Here is a 15783-nt window from a genome sequence, read left to right on the forward strand (position 1 = left end):
GCAAACCTTCTTCTCAGCAATAGCACTCGCTGCGACCGTAATCTTCTGGCTTTGAGAGAGAACGAGTCCTGACCCTAGATGCTGTCGTACAGCATCATGTCCTCGGCCATCAGTTCGCGCAGGTCTTCCTCGGCCTCGTCGGACAGGGCCACGTCGACGCTTGGCGGGACGTTGATGCGCGGCAGCTCGATCGCGCAATCGAGCCGGTTCTCGAGGAAGTCCACGAAGTCCTGGATCTGCTCATAGCGGAAGATGCAGTCGGCATGGGCGTCGCCATCGGTCAGGAAGCCCGCCTGCGACCCGATGCCCAGCCGTGAAGGTCCGTCATCTGCGGCATAGAGTTCCGCAAAGCGTGCGAAGCTGACGCCCTGCATGGCGTGGTGGGGGTCGTCGTGATCGTCGCGCAGCTTGAAGCGATACCAGCTGCGCAGCCAGTCGACGGGTTCGCGCATCAGCGCGACAGTCGTGAACGCCTCGCCCGTCTGTGCCTGAAGCCAGGGGCCGACATGGCGACGAAAGGTCGCGACATCGGTGTGCTTCAGTAGGGCGGGCCGCTGCAATGCCGCCGAGGCAAGCGATTCCAGCGCCATCTCGATAGCCGAAGAACCGGTCTTGGGGTTTGCCAGGAATACGAGCCTTTGTTCCCAGAATATCAGCATGCCAGTCGTCGATCCTCGGATTTCGTTTTCCCAAACCGGAATATCGAAAGCGGGCGTGCGTGTAAACGGTTCGTTAAGACATCGCCGCCTATGCTTGGCGGGCGGATGGGATGTTAACCAAGATCATCTTGAAATCGTCTGTGAACTGTCGCATCTATGGACAGAACAAGAAGCGAACATCCACCGGTGTTTTGATTGCCCCGAACGGGGGGCTGTGGAATAACAAGGATGATTGAATGGCACAGGCGAGCATTTTCGACATGACTGACAAACGGACTGCCGACAAGCAGAAGGCCCTCGACAGCGCCCTGGCCCAGATCGAACGCCAGTTCGGCAAGGGCTCGATCATGAAGCTTGGCAAGGACAGCCCCGTCGCTGAGATCGAGGCGACCTCGACCGGCTCGCTTGGCCTCGATATCGCGCTTGGCATCGGCGGCCTGCCGAAGGGCCGCATCATCGAGATCTTCGGGCCGGAAAGCTCGGGCAAGACGACGCTGACGCTGCACGTCGTGGCCGAGGAACAGAAGAAGGGCGGGGTCTGCGCATTCGTCGACGCCGAGCACGCGCTGGATCCGCAATACGCCAAGAAGCTGGGCGTGAACCTGGACGAGCTGCTGATCAGCCAGCCCGACACGGGCGAGCAGGCGCTGGAGATCGTGGACACGCTGGTCCGCTCGGGCGCGGTGAATCTCGTGGTGGTCGACTCGGTCGCGGCGCTGACGCCCAAATCCGAGATCGAGGGCGACATGGGCGACATGCAGATGGGCAGCCAGGCCCGCCTGATGAGCCAGGCGATGCGCAAGCTGACCGCCAGCATCGGGCGCAGCAACTGCATGGTCATCTTCATCAACCAGATCCGCATGAAGATCGGCGTGATGTTCGGCAGCCCCGAGACGACCACGGGCGGCAACGCGCTGAAGTTCTATGCCTCGGTCCGCCTGGACATCCGCCGCACCGGTTCGGTCAAGGACCGCGACGAGGTGACGGGCAACACGACCCGCGTGAAGGTCGTCAAGAACAAGGTCGCGCCTCCGTTCCGGCAGGTCGATTTCGACATCATGTATGGCCAGGGCATCAGCAAGGTCGGCGAGCTGATCGACCTGGGCGTGAAGGCCGGCGTGGTCGAGAAGTCGGGCGCCTGGTATTCCTATGGCGACGAGCGTATCGGCCAGGGCCGCGAGAACGCCAAGCAGTTCCTGCGCGACCGCCCCGAGGTCGCCTATGCGATCGAGGACAAGATCCGCGCCAGCCACGGACTGGAGTTCGGCATGGATGGCGGCGAGGGCGACGACGCCCTGACCGAGGATTGACCGGGGACCGATCGACCGGGAAACCGCACGAACGCCGGGCCATGCGCCCGGCGTTCTGCGTTCCGCCCGTCCGCGATTGCTGGACAGCGCTGCGGGGGGCCGTTAGACCATCCGGCAAACCGGTCTGCCGGCACAGTACTCATTGCATGAAGGCCCGCCATGCCCAGCTTGAACGATATCCGTTCCACCTTCCTCGGCTACTTCGAAAAGAACGGCCACCGTGTCGTCGACAGCAGCCCGCTCGTTCCGCGCAACGACCCGACGCTGATGTTCGCGAATTCGGGGATGGTCCAGTTCAAGAACCTGTTCACCGGGGTCGAGACGCGCGACTACAACCGTGCGACCAGCGCGCAGAAATGCGTCCGTGCAGGCGGCAAGCACAACGACCTGGACAATGTGGGCTATACCGCCCGGCACCACACCTTCTTCGAGATGCTGGGCAATTTCAGCTTCGGCAACTACTTCAAGACCGAGGCGATCCCCTATGCCTGGGAACTGCTGACCAAGGAATTCGGCATCCCGAAGGAAAAGCTGCTGGTCACCGTCTATCACACCGATGACGAGGCCGCGGACATCTGGAAGAAGGTCGCGGGCCTGTCCGACGACCGCATCATCCGCATTCCGACCAGCGACAATTTCTGGCAGATGGGCCCGACCGGCCCCTGCGGTCCCTGCACCGAGATCTTCTTCGACCATGGCGACCACATCTGGGGCGGCCCTCCGGGTTCGCCCGACGAGGATGGCGACCGCTTCATCGAGATCTGGAACATCGTCTTCATGCAGAACGAGCAGTTCGAGGACGGCTCGATGCGCGCGCTGGACATGCAGTCGATCGATACCGGCATGGGGCTGGAACGCATCGGCGCGCTGCTGCAGGGCAAGCACGACAACTATGACACCGACCTGATGCGCAGCCTGATCGAGGCCAGCGCGCATGCGACCAGCGCGGACCCCGACGGGCCGGGCAAGGTGCATCACCGCGTCATCGCGGACCACCTGCGGTCCACGAGCTTCCTGATCGCCGATGGCGTCATGCCCAGCAACGAGGGGCGTGGATACGTCCTGCGCCGCATCATGCGCCGCGCGATGCGCCACGCCCACATCCTGGGCGCGCAGGACCCGCTTATGCATCGCCTGGTGCCGTCGCTGGTCCACCAGATGGGCGCGGCCTATCCCGAACTGAACCGCGCGCAGGCCCTGATCGAGGAAACGCTGCGGTCCGAGGAGACGCGCTTCCGCCAGACGCTGGACCGCGGTCTGCGCCTGCTGGATGACGAGCTGGGCAAGCTGCCCGAGGGTGCGAACCTGCCGGGCGAGGCCGCATTCAAGCTGTACGACACCTATGGCTTCCCGCTGGACCTGACGCAGGACGCGCTGCGCGAGAAGGGCCGCGCCGTCGATACCGAGGGCTTCGACAGCGCCATGGCCGAGCAGAAGGCCAAGGCGCGCGCCGCCTGGAGCGGCTCGGGCGAGACGAAGGATGCCGCGATCTGGTTCGAACTGGCCGAAGAGCATGGCGCGACCGAATTCCTGGGCTATGAAACCGAAGAGGCCGAGGGCCAGGTTCTGGCGCTTGTCGCCGATGGTGCTGCCGTGACCGAGGCCGCCGAGGGCGCAAGCATTGCAATCGTCGTCAACCAGTCGCCCTTCTATGCGGAATCCGGCGGTCAGGTCGGGGATACCGGCCTGATCAAGACCGAGACCGGCGCGGCACGCGTGACCGACACCAAGAAGGTGGCGGGCGTCTTCCTGCATCAGGCCGAGGTGACGATGGGCACCATCGCGCCGGGGCAGGGCGCGCAGCTGTCGGTCGATCACGACCGTCGCGGCGCGATCCGTGCGAACCACTCGGCCACGCACCTGCTGCACGAGGCGCTGCGTCGCGCGCTTGGCGATCACGTCGCGCAGCGGGGCAGCCTGAACGCGCCGGACCGCCTGCGCTTCGATTTCAGCCACAACCATGCCGTCACCCCCGATGAAATGTCGCGGATCGAGGCCGAGGTGAACGAATACGTCCGCCAGAACAGCCCGGTCGTGACGCGCATCATGACGCCGGACGATGCCCGCGCGATCGGCGCGCAGGCCCTGTTCGGCGAGAAATACGGTGACGAGGTTCGCGTCGTGTCGATGGGCGCGCAGGATGGCAGCGGCAAGGGCACGGATGGCCGGACCTATTCGCTGGAACTGTGCGGCGGCACGCATGTCGCGCGCACCGGCGATATCGGTGCCTTCGCGCTGCTGAGCGACAGCGCATCCAGCGCGGGCGTGCGCCGGATCGAGGCGCTGACGGGCCAGGCTGCGATGGACCACCTGCGCGACGCCGATCGCCAACTGGGCGAGATCGCGGGCATCCTCAAGGCGCAGGCGGGCGAGGTCGTCAACCGCGTCAAGGCGTTGTCCGATGAACGCAAGGCGCTGGCCAACGAGGTCGCGCAGCTGAAGCGCCAGCTGGCGATGGGTGCCGGTGGCGCATCCGAGGCCGAGGAGATCGCGGGCGTGAAATTCATCGGTCGCACGGTTGAGGGCGTCGGCGGCAAGGAGCTGGGCGGCCTGGTCGATGACATGAAGTCGCAGCTGGGTAGCGGCGCGGTTCTGGTTCTGGCCGAAGCCGATGGCAAGGCCACGGTCGCGGCCGGGGTGACCGCCGATCTGACGGATCGGATCAGCGCGGTCGCACTGGTCCAGGCGGCGACCGCGGCGCTTGGCGGCAAGGGCGGTGGCGGCCGCCCCGACCGCGCACAGGGCGGCGCCCCCTCGCTTGCGGCCGCGGAAACCGCGTTCCAGGACGCACGCAAACTGATCGAGGACAGCAAATGACCGCACTCTGGATTGCCAATGTTCATGTGACGGATGCCGAAGCCTATGGCCGCTATGCCAAGGCTGCGGGTCCGGCGATCGAGGGCCATGGCGGGGTTTTCCTTGCCCGCGGTTCCCGTCACAAACAGCTCGAGGGGCGCGATCGCGCGCGCAACGTCGTCGTGCGCTTCCCCAGCCTCGAGGCCGCTGTTGCCTGCTATGAAAGCAGCGAGTACCAGGCAGCGCTGGAACATGCCAAGGGCGCGAGCGAACGCGACCTGGTGATCGTCGAAGAGGCACCCGCCGCGACGTAACCGCGTGCCAATGCCTGCCCCGTCATGCTAGGACTGTCGCAAAGCAGTCATGATGGGGCAGTGCCATGTGCCGTTGGGCCGCCTATGTGGGCCAACCGATATTCCTGGAAGACATCGTCAGCCGACCGGCGCACTCGCTGATCCGGCAGAGCCAGGGCGCGACGCGCTGCCCGACGCCGGTGAACGCCGACGGGTTCGGGCTTGCCTGGTACGGTGAACGGCCCGAGCCGGGTCTTTACCGCGATGTCATGCCCGCATGGTCCGACCCCAATCTTCGCAGCCTTGTCGGGCAGGTGCGGTCCGGCCTGTTCCTTGCGCATGTGCGGGCCTCGACCGGGACGGCGACCAGTCGGAACAACTGCCATCCCTTCGCGGTGGGGCGCTGGTCCTTCATGCATAACGGTCAGTTCGGCGGCTATGACGGGTTCCGCAGGCAGGCCGATGCGCTGATCGCGGATGCGCAATACGGGCATCGCATCGGCGCGACCGACAGCGAGGCGCTGTTCCTGATCGCGCTTGGGGCGGGGCTGGACGAGGATCCGAAATCCGCGTTGGAGATCGCGATAGGCCGGTTGACCGCCCTGGCGCGAGAGCGGGGCGAGGCGCCGCATATGCGCGCGGCCTGCGCGCTGTCGGACGGTCGGCGGCTGTTCGCCCTGCGGACGGCCAGCGACGAGCACGCGCCCTCGCTCTATTATCGGTGGTCGAACAGCAGGCAGGGTTTCGCCGTGGTCTCCGAACCGCTGGAGCAGGACCAGGCGGACTGGATCGAGGTGCCGCCCGGCAGTTTCTGCACCTTCGACCGCGCGCAGGTCAGGATCGAGGAATTCGCCCCGATGCGCCTGACCCGCGCGGCGTGATCAGCGCTTCTTCGGGCGACGGAACACCAGCAGGTTGTGATAGGTCGTGACGCGCCCGGTCAGTCCGCTGCGCTCCTCGCTCGGCAGGGCCTCGGCGCGCAGGTATTCCCAGCCCTCTGCCGCCATGCGGTTCAGCTCGGACGTGACGGCCAGCGCATAGCGGTCGGTCGCGGTCTTGGCCTGGCTGTCCTTTTCCCCGCGAGAGGGGGCGGGAATGACCGTGTATTCAAAGGCGTCCATGCGTCCTCCTGAAGGGAAAGCCGCCGCGGTCGCCCGCGGCGGATGCGGGGTCAGCCGATCAGCTTCTTCGCGACCAGTTCGTTGACGGCGGCGGGGTTGGCCTTGCCGCCCGTGGCCTTCAGGACCTGACCAACGAACCAGCCTGCCAGCTTCGGGTTGGCCTTGGCCTTCTCGACCTGCGCGGGGTTCGCGGCAATGATCTCGTCGACCGCGGCCTCGATGGCGCCGAGGTCGGTGACCTGCTTCATGCCGCGGGCCTCGACGATCTCGGCCGGGTCGCCGCCTTCGGTCCACAGGATCTCGAACAGGTCCTTGGCGATCTTGCCCGAGATGTCGCCCTTGGCGATCAGATCGATCACGCCGCCCAGCTGTGCCGCCGAGATGGGCGAGGTCTGGATGGTCAGCCCTTCCTTGTTCAGGCGGCCGAACAGCTCGTTGATGACCCAGTTCGCGGCCATCTTGCCATCGCGCCCCGAGGCGACCGCCTCGAAGAAGTTCGCGCTCTCGACCTCGGCGGTCAGGACGCCTGCGTCGTATTCCGACAGGCCCATATCCTTGACGAAACGCGCCTTCTTCTCGTCCGGCAGCTCGGGCATGTCGGCGGCGATGTCGTCCACCCATGCCTGCTCGATCTCCAGCGGCAGCAGGTCGGGATCGGGGAAGTAGCGATAATCATGCGCCTCTTCCTTGGACCGCATCGACCGCGTCTCGCCCTTGTCGGGATCGTAAAGGCGCGTTTCCTGCACGATCTTGCCGCCATCCTCGAGGATGGCGATCTGGCGGCGGGCCTCGTAGTCGATTGCGGCCTGGATGAAGCGCAGCGAGTTCATGTTCTTGATCTCGCAGCGGGTGCCCAGATGGCCGAAATCGCCGGTCTCCTGGTATTTTTCGTATGCGCCGGGCTTGCAGACGCTGACATTGACGTCGGCGCGCAGGTTGCCGTTCTGCATGTTCCCGTCGCAGGTGCCCAGGTAACGCATGATCTGGCGCAGCTTGCCGACATAGGCCGCAGCCTCTTCGGGGCCGCGGATGTCGGGGCGGCTGACGATCTCCATCAGGGCGACGCCGGTGCGGTTCAGGTCGACGAAGGACATGTTGGGATCCATGTCGTGGATCGACTTGCCCGCGTCCTGTTCCAGGTGGATGCGTTCGATGCGGACGCGGCGGGCGATGCCCGGTGCCATGTCCACGATCACCTCTCCCTCGCCCACGATGGGGTGATAGAGCTGGCTGATCTGATAGCCCTGCGGAAGGTCGGGATAGAAGTAGTTCTTGCGGTCGAAGGCGCTGAACAGGTTGATCGCGGCCTTCAGGCCCAGACCCGTGCGCACGGCCTGTGCCACGCAGAACTCGTTGATGACGGGCAGCATGCCGGGCATCGCGCTGTCGACGAAGGCCACGTTGCTGTTGGGTTCGGCCCCGAATTCGGTGGACGCGCCCGAGAACAGCTTGGCCTTCGAGGCCACCTGCGCGTGGACCTCCAGCCCGATCACCAGTTCCCAGTCGCTTGTCGCGCCCTGGATCACCTTGGGCTCGGGTGGGGTGAAGGTCAGGTCAAGCATCGGCGCCTCATTGCGTTCTATCGGTCTTGGCGGGCTTCTACGCGATGGCGCGGGGCTTGTCACGGGCCGCAATGACGCCCGCGATTCGAGGGCGCCCGCCAAGCACGAAAATCGCGCGCATTCTAACGAATTCGGGATTTCGCCGGGCCTTGGGCGGGATTGCGTCACGCATCGCGGGCGATTGGCGTGATCTTGCCGAGCTTGCCACGCCAAGCTTGCGGGATTCCGCGGGGTCGATAATCAGGACGGCGACGAAACAACCCGCCGAGGTCCGAATGCGCGTCGCGCTCTCTCTTGCCGCACTGGCCGTTGCCACTGCCTGCACCCAAACCCCGAAGGCCGAGGAAAAGGCCGAGGTCCAAGTGCAGGAGATGGCCCTGGCGCAAACGCCTCCGATGCGGTGGGGACAGCAGGGATCCAGCGAATGGACCCGCGCGACGCTGGCGGCACTGGACCGCGAAGGGGCGACGATCCTGTCGCAGGTGCCCCAGGACATCAACGAGTACTGCCCCAACTATCGCGAGCTGACCCAGACGGGCCGCCGTGCGTTCTGGGCGGGCCTGCTGTCGGCGGTGGCCAAGCACGAAAGCACCTATAACCCGCAGGCTTCGGGTGGCGGCGGCCGCTGGCTGGGGCTGATGCAAATCGCGCCCGCGACCTGGCGGCATTATGGCTGCACCGGCAACATCAAGAACGGCGCCGACAACATGTCCTGCGCGGTCAAGATCATGTCGCACCAGGTCGGACGCGACAACGCGGTCGCGCATGATGGCGACGGCTGGCGCGGCGTTGCCCGCGACTGGGCGCCGATGCGCAGCGACCGCAAGCGGGCCGACATCGCGGCATGGACCTCGTCGCAGAGCTACTGCTCGACCGAGAGCTGAGAGATAATCGAGCGGGGGACGAAGAAGGGGCGGTGAGAACACCGCCCCTTTCCCTTATCGCAGCGCAGCAAGGATGCGCGCCCAGGACCGCGCGCCCTTCTCGAAGCTTTCGAGGTCGTATTTCTCGTTCGGCGAATGGATGCGGTCGTCGTCCTTGGCAAAGCCGATCAGCATCGTGTCCATGCCCAGCATCCGCTTGAAATCGCCCGCGATGGGGATGGACCCGCCTGCACCGATGAAGACGGCCTCTTGCTGCCATTCGTCGGACAGGGCCTGGCGGGCAAGGCCGAAGGCGGGATCGGTGATGTCCATGACGCTGGCCGGGCTTGCGCCGTGGTCGTGGAACTCGACCCGGCAGTCGTCGGGGACGAAGCTGCGGACATGCGCCTGGAACGCCTCGCGGACCTTCGCCGGGTCCTGCTGGCCGGTCAGGCGGAAGCTGACCTTGGCGCGGGCCTCGGCGGGCAGGACGGTCTTGAAGCCGTCGCCCGCATATCCCCCCGCGATGCCGTTGATCTCGGCGGTGGGGCGGTTCCACTGCATCTCCAGCGGGGTGCGGCCCTTTTCACCGATGGGGGTCTTGAGGCCGACACCGCCCAGGAAGGCCTGCGCGTCAAAGTTCAGCGCCTCCCAGTCGCGGGCCAGCTGTTCGGGCAGGTCCTCGACCCCGTCATAGAAGCCGGGCAGGGTGACGCGGCCATCCGTATCCTTGAGCGCCGCGAGCGCCTGCGACAGCACCATGATCGGGTTCGCGGCCAGCCCACCGAAGGCGCCCGAATGCAGGTCGCGATCGGCGCCGCGGATCACGACCTCCTGGCCCACCAGCCCGCGCAGCTGCGTAGTGATCGCCGGACGCCCGTCGGAATAGCGGCCCGTGTCGCAGATCAGCGCGATGGATGCCGACAGCTCGTCGCGATGCGCCTCGAGGAAGGGCAGCAGCGAGGGGGAACCGGATTCCTCCTCGCCCTCGAACAGCAGCACCAGGTCGGAGGGCAGGGTGCCGTGGACGGCCTTCCACGCACGCAGCGCCTCGACGAAGGTCATCAGCTGGCCCTTGTCGTCGGACGCGCCGCGCGCGCGGATCACCGTGCCGTCGGGCGTGTCCTGCAGTTCGGGATCGAACGGATCGCGGTCCCACAGAATCAGCGGATCGACCGGCTGCACGTCGTAATGGCCGTAGAACAGCACCGGACGCGCATCGCCCGAAGGCGTGTGCGCCACCACCATCGGATGGCCGGTCGTGTCGTGCAGCTTCGCATCCAGCCCCAGATCCGTCAGTTCGGCGACCAGCCATTCGGCGGCGCGGCGCACTTCGGGGGCGTATTCCGGGTCGGTCGAGATCGAGGGAATCCGCAGCAGTTCGAACAGCCGCGAAAGCGCTTCCTCGCGCCCTTGGTCAAGCTGCGTCAGGATGTCGCCAAGCCTTGCGTCGATGCCCATGAAACCTATCTTTCCACTGTTTTTGTTGGGTTTGACGAGGCATCTTTTACCGGATGCATCGTTTTTAGACTGTCACTTCGGCGCTTTGACCTCTATCAAGGCGGCAACGCGCGTGATCGCAGATGATCGCACCCAGCCAGGTTACGCAAGGGAACGCCCGCCATGAATTACGACGCTGCTCTGGATTCTGCCATTGCACGGCTTCACGACGAAGGGCGCTATCGCACCTTCATCGATATCGAGCGTGACAAGGGCCGTTTCCCCCAGGCGGTCTGGAACCGTCCGGACGGGCAGAAGCAGGAAATCACGGTCTGGTGCGGCAACGACTATCTGGGCATGGGCCAGCATCCGGCGGTCCTGTCGGCCATGCACGAGGCGCTGGACGCCACCGGCGCGGGGTCGGGCGGCACGCGCAACATCAGCGGGACCACCGTCTATCACAAGCGGCTCGAGGCCGAGCTGGCCGATCTGCACCACAAAGAGGCCGCGCTGGTCTTTTCCAGCGCCTATATCGCCAATGACGCGACGCTTTCGACGCTGCCCAAGCTGTTCCCGGGCCTGATCATCTACTCCGACGCGCTGAACCACGCCTCGATGATCGAGGGGATCAAGCGCAACGGCGGCGCCAAGCGCATCTTCCGCCACAACGATCTGGACCACCTGCGCGAGCTGCTGGAGGCCGACGACCCTGCGGCCCCCAAGCTGATCGCGTTCGAGTCGATCTATTCCATGGACGGCGATTTCGGCCCGATCGAGGCGATCTGCGACATCGCCGAGGAATTCGGTGCCCTGACCTATCTGGACGAGGTTCACGCGGTCGGCATGTACGGCCCGCGCGGCGGCGGGGTGTCCGAACGCGACCGCCTGACGGGGCGCATCGACATCATCAACGGCACGCTCGGCAAGGCATTCGGCGTCTTCGGCGGCTATATCGCGGCCAGCGCCAAGATGTGCGACGCGGTGCGGTCCTATGCGCCGGGCTTCATCTTCACGACCTCGCTTCCGCCGGCGGTGGCTGCAGGTGCGGCGGCCTCGATCGCGTTCCTGAAGACGCCCGAGGGGCAGAAGTTGCGGGATGCCCAGCAGCTGCATGCGCGCATCCTGAAGATGCGCCTGAAATCGCTCGGCATGCCGATCATCGATCACGGCAGCCACATCGTGCCGGTCCATGTCGGGCACCCAGTGCATTGCAAGGCGCTGTCCGACATGCTGCTGCGCGACTTCGGCATCTATGTCCAGCCGATCAACTTCCCGACCGTTCCGCGCGGGACCGAGCGGCTGCGCTTTACGCCGTCGCCGGTGCACGATCCCAAGCAGATCGACCACCTGGTGCGCGCGATGGACAACCTCTGGTCCCAATGCGCGCTGAATCGTGCCGAATTGAGCGCCTGACGAAATCTGCCCGTGAACTGCTCTCGCCGCCGTGATAACGTGTTGGTAAAGAAGCTGGCCTAATCTCCGATTCGGAGTGGGCCATAGGGGCGGATGAGGCATTCGGGATGAGCAGGCTGCGGGCAAAACACCCGGCAGAGGACTTCGTGCAAGTGGAGGAAGACGTGCATTTCCTCGACGAAGATACACGTTTGGGCGATCTCATGCGGGGCGAGCGGGCGACTTTGGGCAAGTCGCTTCTTGATGTTCAGCGAGAGCTGCGCATCAGGGCGTCCTATGTCGCCGCGATCGAGAATTGCGATATCACGTCGTTCGACACGCCCAGTTTCATTTCGGGCTATGTGCGTTCCTATGCCCGTTATCTGGGCATGGACCCCGACTGGACCTTCCGCCGGTTCTGCCAGGAATCCGGTTTCCAGCCGACCCACGGCATGGCCGCCGCAGCATCCGGTCCCAAGCCCGCACGCCGTCCGTCTGATCCGGCCGAGGCGCTGGCCAATCCCCGCGCGCTGTTCATCCCGCAGAAGAAAAGCTTCTGGTCCGAGATCCAGCCCGGCGCCGTCGGCGCGATGCTGGTTCTGGTCGCGCTGATCGGCGGGCTTGCCTATGGCGGCTATGCCGTCCTGCAAGAGGTGCAGCGCGTCACGCTTGCGCCGGGCGACGACACGCCCAGCATCGTGGCCGAGCTTGACCCGACCAAGGGCGCGGGCATCGTCGATCCGACCATCGAACAGAACGGCAGCGCCACGCTTGCGCAGAACCTGCCGCAGCCGGAATCGCTGGACCGTCTCTATCGTCCGCAGATCCTCGAGGCGCCGGTGCTGACCGCGCGCGACGGCCCCATCGCGGCCATCGATCCGGGCATTATCGAGAATGCCGCCGCGGTCGAGAGTGTGATCGCCGCCGCAGGGCAGGTGACCGAGGTGCCTCAGCCGACCGAGGTCGAGGGCCCCTCGCAGCCGGAACAGCAGCTGGCCGAGGCAGGCGTCAGCACGACCGCCCCCGATGCGCCCGAGCTGGAGCTGATGGCCGCGCGTCCCGCATGGGTCCGTGTCAAGGCAGCCGATGGCACGGTCCTTCTGGAAAAGATCATGGATGCGGGCGAACGCTTCACCCTGCCCAAGCTGGAAGAGGCGCCGACCCTGCGGACGGGCAATTCCGGCGCGATCTACTTCGCGGTGAACGGACAGACCTATGGCCCTGCCGCGCCCGGCGCGCAGGTCGTCAGCAATATCGCGCTGGCATCCGACAGCCTGACCCAAGCGTATGAGCTTGCCGATCTGGGGGCCGATCCCGAGCTGGCCGAGATGGTGGCCGTCGCGCAGGCGGATACCGGCACACCCCCCGACGATCAGACGTCGGAATGAATGACAAGGCCCGGTCCATCGACCGGGCCTTTTTCGTTCAGGAGGGCTTCCAGGTGCGTTCCAGCACCGAGATCCAGTTCCGGTGCGTGATCTTGGCGATCAGTTCCTGCCCATAGCCTGCCTTCTCCATCACGGCGACGAGGTTCGGCAGTGCAGCCGCATCCGCAAGGTCGGCGGGCATCAACGCGCCATCGAAATCCGACCCGAGCGCCACGCCGTCCTCGCCCAGGATGCCCATCATGTGGTCCATGTGGCGGATCATCACGTCCAGATCGTCCAGCGGCAGACGCCGCCCATCCTTGCGCAGGAAGCTCGAGGCGAAGTTCAGGCCGACAAGGCCGCGGCTTTGGGCGATGACCTGAAGCTGTCGATCCGTCAGGTTCCGGCTGCTTTCGCACAGCGCGTGGGCGCAGCTGTGGCTGGCGACCAGCGGCGCATCCGACAGCGCGGCGACATCGTCGAAGCCGGCCTCGTTCAGATGCGACAGGTCCAGCATGATCCGCAGCTTGTTGCATTCCGCGACCAGCCGCTTGCCCTCCGCGCTGAGGCCCGCGCCGATATCGGGCGAAGCCGGGAAGGCGAAGGGCACTCCTTCGGCAAAGCGCGTGTTCCGCGACCAGACCGGCCCGAGCGACCGCAGCCCCATCCGGTGCCACAGATGCAGCGCGTCCATGTCCGGGATCGCCTCGATCCCCTCCATGTGCATGATCGCGGCGATCTGGCCCTGCGCGATGGCGTCGCGCAGATCGGCGGCGTCGCGAACGACGCGCAGCGTGCCGGTGCGTTCCAGCGACAGCAGGGCCGCGGCCTGCGCCATCGCGTGGGGCAGGGCGGCGTCAGGGGCGATCGGCTCGGGCAGGGGTAGGCGGAAGGGCGGATTCTCGAGCTGGCGGAGGCTCTCGTCATCGTCCAGACCGGCGGGCGAGGGGACCCAGATCGCGAAGAAGCCGCCGACCATGCCGCCCTTGCGGATGCGCGGCAGGTCCAGGTGGCCGCGCCCGTTCCCCTTCAGCCACAGGTCCTGTCCGCCGGCCCCGGCCGCGACGATGCGTTGCAAAAGATCGTTGTGGCCGTCGAAGATCGGCGTCATCCCTGTGCTCCTGTCTTTTCATTTTGTGCAAACATGCCCGCGCTTTCCGGGGTGTGCAATCCTGTTGCACCACCAAGATGATGCAAGCGCAGAAATTCCGTGCAATCGCGTGACGCTTCGTTAACCTGCCCGGAAGGACCATCGGTAAGGGGCATCTTCATGGCAGGCCGCATCATCACCGTCGCGCAGCAGAAGGGCGGATCGGGCAAGACGACGCTGGCGGTCAACCTGGCCGTCTGCCTGCACGCGCGGGGCCATTCCGTGGCGCTGGTCGATACCGATCCGCAGGGCAGCATGGGCCGCTGGTTCATGGAACGCATGCAGTCGAGGGGCGAGGACGAGGCGATGGATTTCTCGACCTCTTCCGCCTGGGGGGCCAGCTACGAATCCGAGAAGCTGAAGAAGCGCTTCGATTTCGTCATCATCGACACGCCGCCCAAGATCGACAGCGACCTGCGCCCGGCGCTGCGCGTGGCCGACCTTGTTCTGGTGCCCGTCGCCAGCAGCCAGGTGGACCTGTGGGCGACCGAGGGCGTGCTGGATCTTGCCAAGCGCGAGAAGGCGGACGTGCTGATCGTGCTGAACCGTACCCGCCCCAATACCCGCCTTGCGGCCGAGGTTGCGGCAGGGGCGCAGGGCCTTGGTGCGGCGCTGGCCGATACGCAGCTTGCGAACCGTGTGGCATATGCCGAGAGCCTCGGCGCGGGGCTGGGTGCGTCAGAAACCGCGCGGCGCGGTCCCGCCAGCGACGAGGTCAATGGCCTGACCGACGAGATCCTGTCCCGGCTATAGCAGCGTGGCGACCCATTCGGGCACGGTTTCGGATGCCGGCCCCATGATCTGGCGGTCGAAATCGCGGGCGTTCATGCTGGTCTGAAGGTTGAACTCCACGCACTCGACCCCGTTGCGCGACGCGTGCTGCGCAAATCCCGCCGCGGGATAGACATTGCCCGACGTGCCGATCGCGACGAACAGGTCCGCGCCCTCGAGCGCGGTCCAGATCCGGTCCATGTGATAGGGGATCTCTCCGAACCAGACGATGTCGGGCCGGGTCGCGGGCGCGCCGCAGTTGGGGCAGCGGTCGTCCGGCGACATGATCGCGGGCGCGGGCCAGCGATGGTCGCATTCCGCGCACAGCGCCCCGTCAAGCGCGCCATGCATGTGGATCACGTCGCGGCTGCCGCCGCGTTCGTGCAGGGCGTCGACGTTCTGCGTGACCAGCGTCAGGTCGTGATGATCCTGCAGTTGCGCCAGCGCGCGATGCGCCGCGTTTGGCTGCGCCTCGGACGCCGCGGCGCGACGCATGTTGTAGAAGCGATGCACCAGTTCGGGATCGCGGGCAAAGCCCTCGGGCGTCGCCACGTCCTCGATCCGGTGATCCTCCCACAGCCCGTCCGAGGCGCGGAAGGTCTGCAACCCGCTCTCGGCCGAGATCCCGGCGCCGGTCAGCACCGTGATCCGCAGGCGGCTTACCGGCACAGCGCCTCGGCTTGGGAGGCGAAGTTGCGATAGCGGCGCCAGAAGGCGTTGTCGGAATCGCGCTTGGACATCCGCACCTCCTGGGCGCGGTGCGGGTCGCGGAAGAACTGCGCCGCGCGGCGCTGGTCGGACCGCGACAGCGACCGGTTTGCGACCTGCTGGATGCAGCCGCACAGGGGGGCGTTGCCGCGCGCGCGGTCGGAACGGACGCATGCGTTGTCGATGGGCCCCGCCATCGCAAGCGGCGTCGTCAGCACGACCGCGGCGGCCGCGATCACTAGGCGATTGAACATGACTGTCTCCTCGGTTTCCTGATCCTCGGGCAGCGGTCCGCCGGTTGATCCGGTCTTCGCGATCCCGCATGCAGCCGGTATCATAGCATCAGCGCCC

The 15783-nt window shown here is 66.0% G+C and carries 15 protein-coding genes; 8 read left to right on the forward strand and 7 right to left on the reverse strand.

The features are described 5' to 3' along the window. Nucleotides 1-74: 74 nt before the first annotated feature. Entirely contained in the window at nt 75-659 is a 585-nt protein-coding gene (locus QMZ16_RS15035) for a hypothetical protein (RefSeq protein ID WP_282603833.1), read from the reverse strand. 236 nt (nt 660-895) lie between these two features. Between QMZ16_RS15035 and recA the strand changes: the two genes are divergently transcribed. The 4 genes from recA to QMZ16_RS15055 all read left to right on the forward strand — a co-directional run bounded on the left by recA (nt 896) and on the right by QMZ16_RS15055 (nt 5939). Continuing rightward, the gene (gene recA, locus QMZ16_RS15040) at nt 896-1969 is read left to right on the forward strand and encodes a recombinase RecA (protein ID WP_282603834.1); all 1074 of its coding nucleotides are present in this window, start codon (nt 896-898) and stop codon (nt 1967-1969) included. A gap of 159 nt (nt 1970-2128) precedes the next feature. Then, nucleotides 2129-4786: an alanine--tRNA ligase gene (gene alaS / locus QMZ16_RS15045; protein WP_282603835.1), complete on the forward strand. Its 2658-nt coding sequence runs from the start codon at nt 2129-2131 to the stop codon at nt 4784-4786. Next, nucleotides 4783-5079: a DUF1330 domain-containing protein gene (locus QMZ16_RS15050; protein WP_282603836.1), complete on the forward strand. Its 297-nt coding sequence runs from the start codon at nt 4783-4785 to the stop codon at nt 5077-5079. Before alaS ends, QMZ16_RS15050 begins: the two co-directional genes overlap by 4 nt. A 65-nt stretch (nt 5080-5144) precedes the next feature. Further along, nucleotides 5145-5939: a class II glutamine amidotransferase gene (locus QMZ16_RS15055; RefSeq protein ID WP_282603837.1), complete on the forward strand. Its 795-nt coding sequence runs from the start codon at nt 5145-5147 to the stop codon at nt 5937-5939. Here the strand turns inward: QMZ16_RS15055 and QMZ16_RS15060 are convergent, their stop codons facing one another. Both QMZ16_RS15060 and gatB read right to left on the reverse strand, forming a co-directional pair. Further along, nucleotides 5940-6179 (reverse strand): DUF4177 domain-containing protein, encoded by a 240-nt coding sequence (locus QMZ16_RS15060; protein ID WP_051142294.1) that lies wholly within the window; start codon nt 6177-6179, stop codon nt 5940-5942. It abuts the gene before it with no gap. Nucleotides 6180-6229: 50 nt separating this feature from the next. Continuing rightward, nucleotides 6230-7741 carry an Asp-tRNA(Asn)/Glu-tRNA(Gln) amidotransferase subunit GatB gene (gatB, locus tag QMZ16_RS15065; RefSeq protein WP_282603838.1) on the reverse strand — a complete coding sequence of 504 codons (1512 nt, stop codon included), beginning with the start codon at nt 7739-7741 and terminating at the stop codon, nt 6230-6232. Between the two features lie 275 nt (nt 7742-8016). Between gatB and QMZ16_RS15070 the strand changes: the two genes are divergently transcribed. Next, nucleotides 8017-8625, forward strand: coding sequence for a lytic transglycosylase domain-containing protein (locus QMZ16_RS15070; protein WP_282603839.1), 609 nt, complete (start codon nt 8017-8019; stop codon nt 8623-8625). A 54-nt stretch (nt 8626-8679) separates the two neighbouring features. On the opposite strand, the gene QMZ16_RS15075 is transcribed toward QMZ16_RS15070, so the two are convergent. Further along, nucleotides 8680-10065, reverse strand: a complete 1386-nt coding sequence (locus QMZ16_RS15075) for a dipeptidase (protein WP_282603840.1) — start codon at nt 10063-10065, stop codon at nt 8680-8682. Nucleotides 10066-10227: 162 nt separating this feature from the next. Between QMZ16_RS15075 and hemA the strand changes: the two genes are divergently transcribed. After that, nucleotides 10228-11457: a 5-aminolevulinate synthase gene (hemA, locus tag QMZ16_RS15080; RefSeq protein WP_022706738.1), complete on the forward strand. Its 1230-nt coding sequence runs from the start codon at nt 10228-10230 to the stop codon at nt 11455-11457. A gap of 146 nt (nt 11458-11603) precedes the next feature. Next, complete coding sequence (locus tag QMZ16_RS15085; RefSeq protein WP_282603841.1) at nt 11604-12824, forward strand: helix-turn-helix domain-containing protein; 1221 nt, start codon at nt 11604-11606, stop codon at nt 12822-12824. Between the two features lie 37 nt (nt 12825-12861). On the opposite strand, the gene QMZ16_RS15090 is transcribed toward QMZ16_RS15085, so the two are convergent. Next, the gene (locus QMZ16_RS15090; RefSeq protein WP_282603842.1) at nt 12862-13914 is read right to left on the reverse strand and encodes a dipeptidase; all 1053 of its coding nucleotides are present in this window, start codon (nt 13912-13914) and stop codon (nt 12862-12864) included. Nucleotides 13915-14073: 159 nt separating this feature from the next. Between QMZ16_RS15090 and parA the strand changes: the two genes are divergently transcribed. Further along, entirely contained in the window at nt 14074-14706 is a 633-nt protein-coding gene (gene parA, locus QMZ16_RS15095) for a ParA family partition ATPase (protein ID WP_022706735.1), read from the forward strand. Here parA and QMZ16_RS15100 read toward each other — a convergent pair. Together QMZ16_RS15100 and QMZ16_RS15105 are read right to left on the reverse strand one after the other, a co-directional pair. After that, on the reverse strand, nt 14701-15378 hold the full coding sequence (locus QMZ16_RS15100; RefSeq protein ID WP_282603862.1) for an NAD-dependent deacylase: 678 nt from the start codon (nt 15376-15378) through the stop codon (nt 14701-14703). The two genes, parA and QMZ16_RS15100, sit on opposite strands and share 6 nt — an antisense overlap. A 5-nt stretch (nt 15379-15383) precedes the next feature. Further along, nucleotides 15384-15686, reverse strand: coding sequence for a hypothetical protein (locus tag QMZ16_RS15105; RefSeq protein WP_022706733.1), 303 nt, complete (start codon nt 15684-15686; stop codon nt 15384-15386). Nucleotides 15687-15783 lie beyond the last annotated feature (97 nt).

The organism is Paracoccus sp. PARArs4 (assembly GCF_947311865.1).
GTDB classification, from domain to species: Bacteria; Pseudomonadota; Alphaproteobacteria; order Rhodobacterales; family Rhodobacteraceae; genus Paracoccus; species Paracoccus zeaxanthinifaciens.

Bases quoted from the DNA above. Each gene is read 5' to 3' on its own strand.
- QMZ16_RS15055 (WP_282603837.1), top strand. From the start codon at position 5,145: ATGTGCCGTTGGGCCGCCTATGTGGGCCAACCGATATTCCTGGAAGAC.
- QMZ16_RS15035 (WP_282603833.1), bottom strand. From the start codon at position 659: ATGCTGATATTCTGGGAACAAAGGCTCGTATTCCTGGCAAACCCCAAG.
- QMZ16_RS15070 (WP_282603839.1), top strand. From the start codon at position 8,017: ATGCGCGTCGCGCTCTCTCTTGCCGCACTGGCCGTTGCCACTGCCTGC.
- QMZ16_RS15090 (WP_282603842.1), bottom strand. From the start codon at position 13,914: ATGACGCCGATCTTCGACGGCCACAACGATCTTTTGCAACGCATCGTC.
- QMZ16_RS15050 (WP_282603836.1), top strand. From the start codon at position 4,783: ATGACCGCACTCTGGATTGCCAATGTTCATGTGACGGATGCCGAAGCC.
- QMZ16_RS15060 (WP_051142294.1), bottom strand. From the start codon at position 6,179: ATGGACGCCTTTGAATACACGGTCATTCCCGCCCCCTCTCGCGGGGAA.
- alaS (WP_282603835.1), top strand. From the start codon at position 2,129: ATGCCCAGCTTGAACGATATCCGTTCCACCTTCCTCGGCTACTTCGAA.
- hemA (WP_022706738.1), top strand. From the start codon at position 10,228: ATGAATTACGACGCTGCTCTGGATTCTGCCATTGCACGGCTTCACGAC.
- recA (WP_282603834.1), top strand. From the start codon at position 896: ATGGCACAGGCGAGCATTTTCGACATGACTGACAAACGGACTGCCGAC.
- gatB (WP_282603838.1), bottom strand. From the start codon at position 7,741: ATGCTTGACCTGACCTTCACCCCACCCGAGCCCAAGGTGATCCAGGGC.
- QMZ16_RS15075 (WP_282603840.1), bottom strand. From the start codon at position 10,065: ATGGGCATCGACGCAAGGCTTGGCGACATCCTGACGCAGCTTGACCAA.
- QMZ16_RS15105 (WP_022706733.1), bottom strand. From the start codon at position 15,686: ATGTTCAATCGCCTAGTGATCGCGGCCGCCGCGGTCGTGCTGACGACG.
- parA (WP_022706735.1), top strand. From the start codon at position 14,074: ATGGCAGGCCGCATCATCACCGTCGCGCAGCAGAAGGGCGGATCGGGC.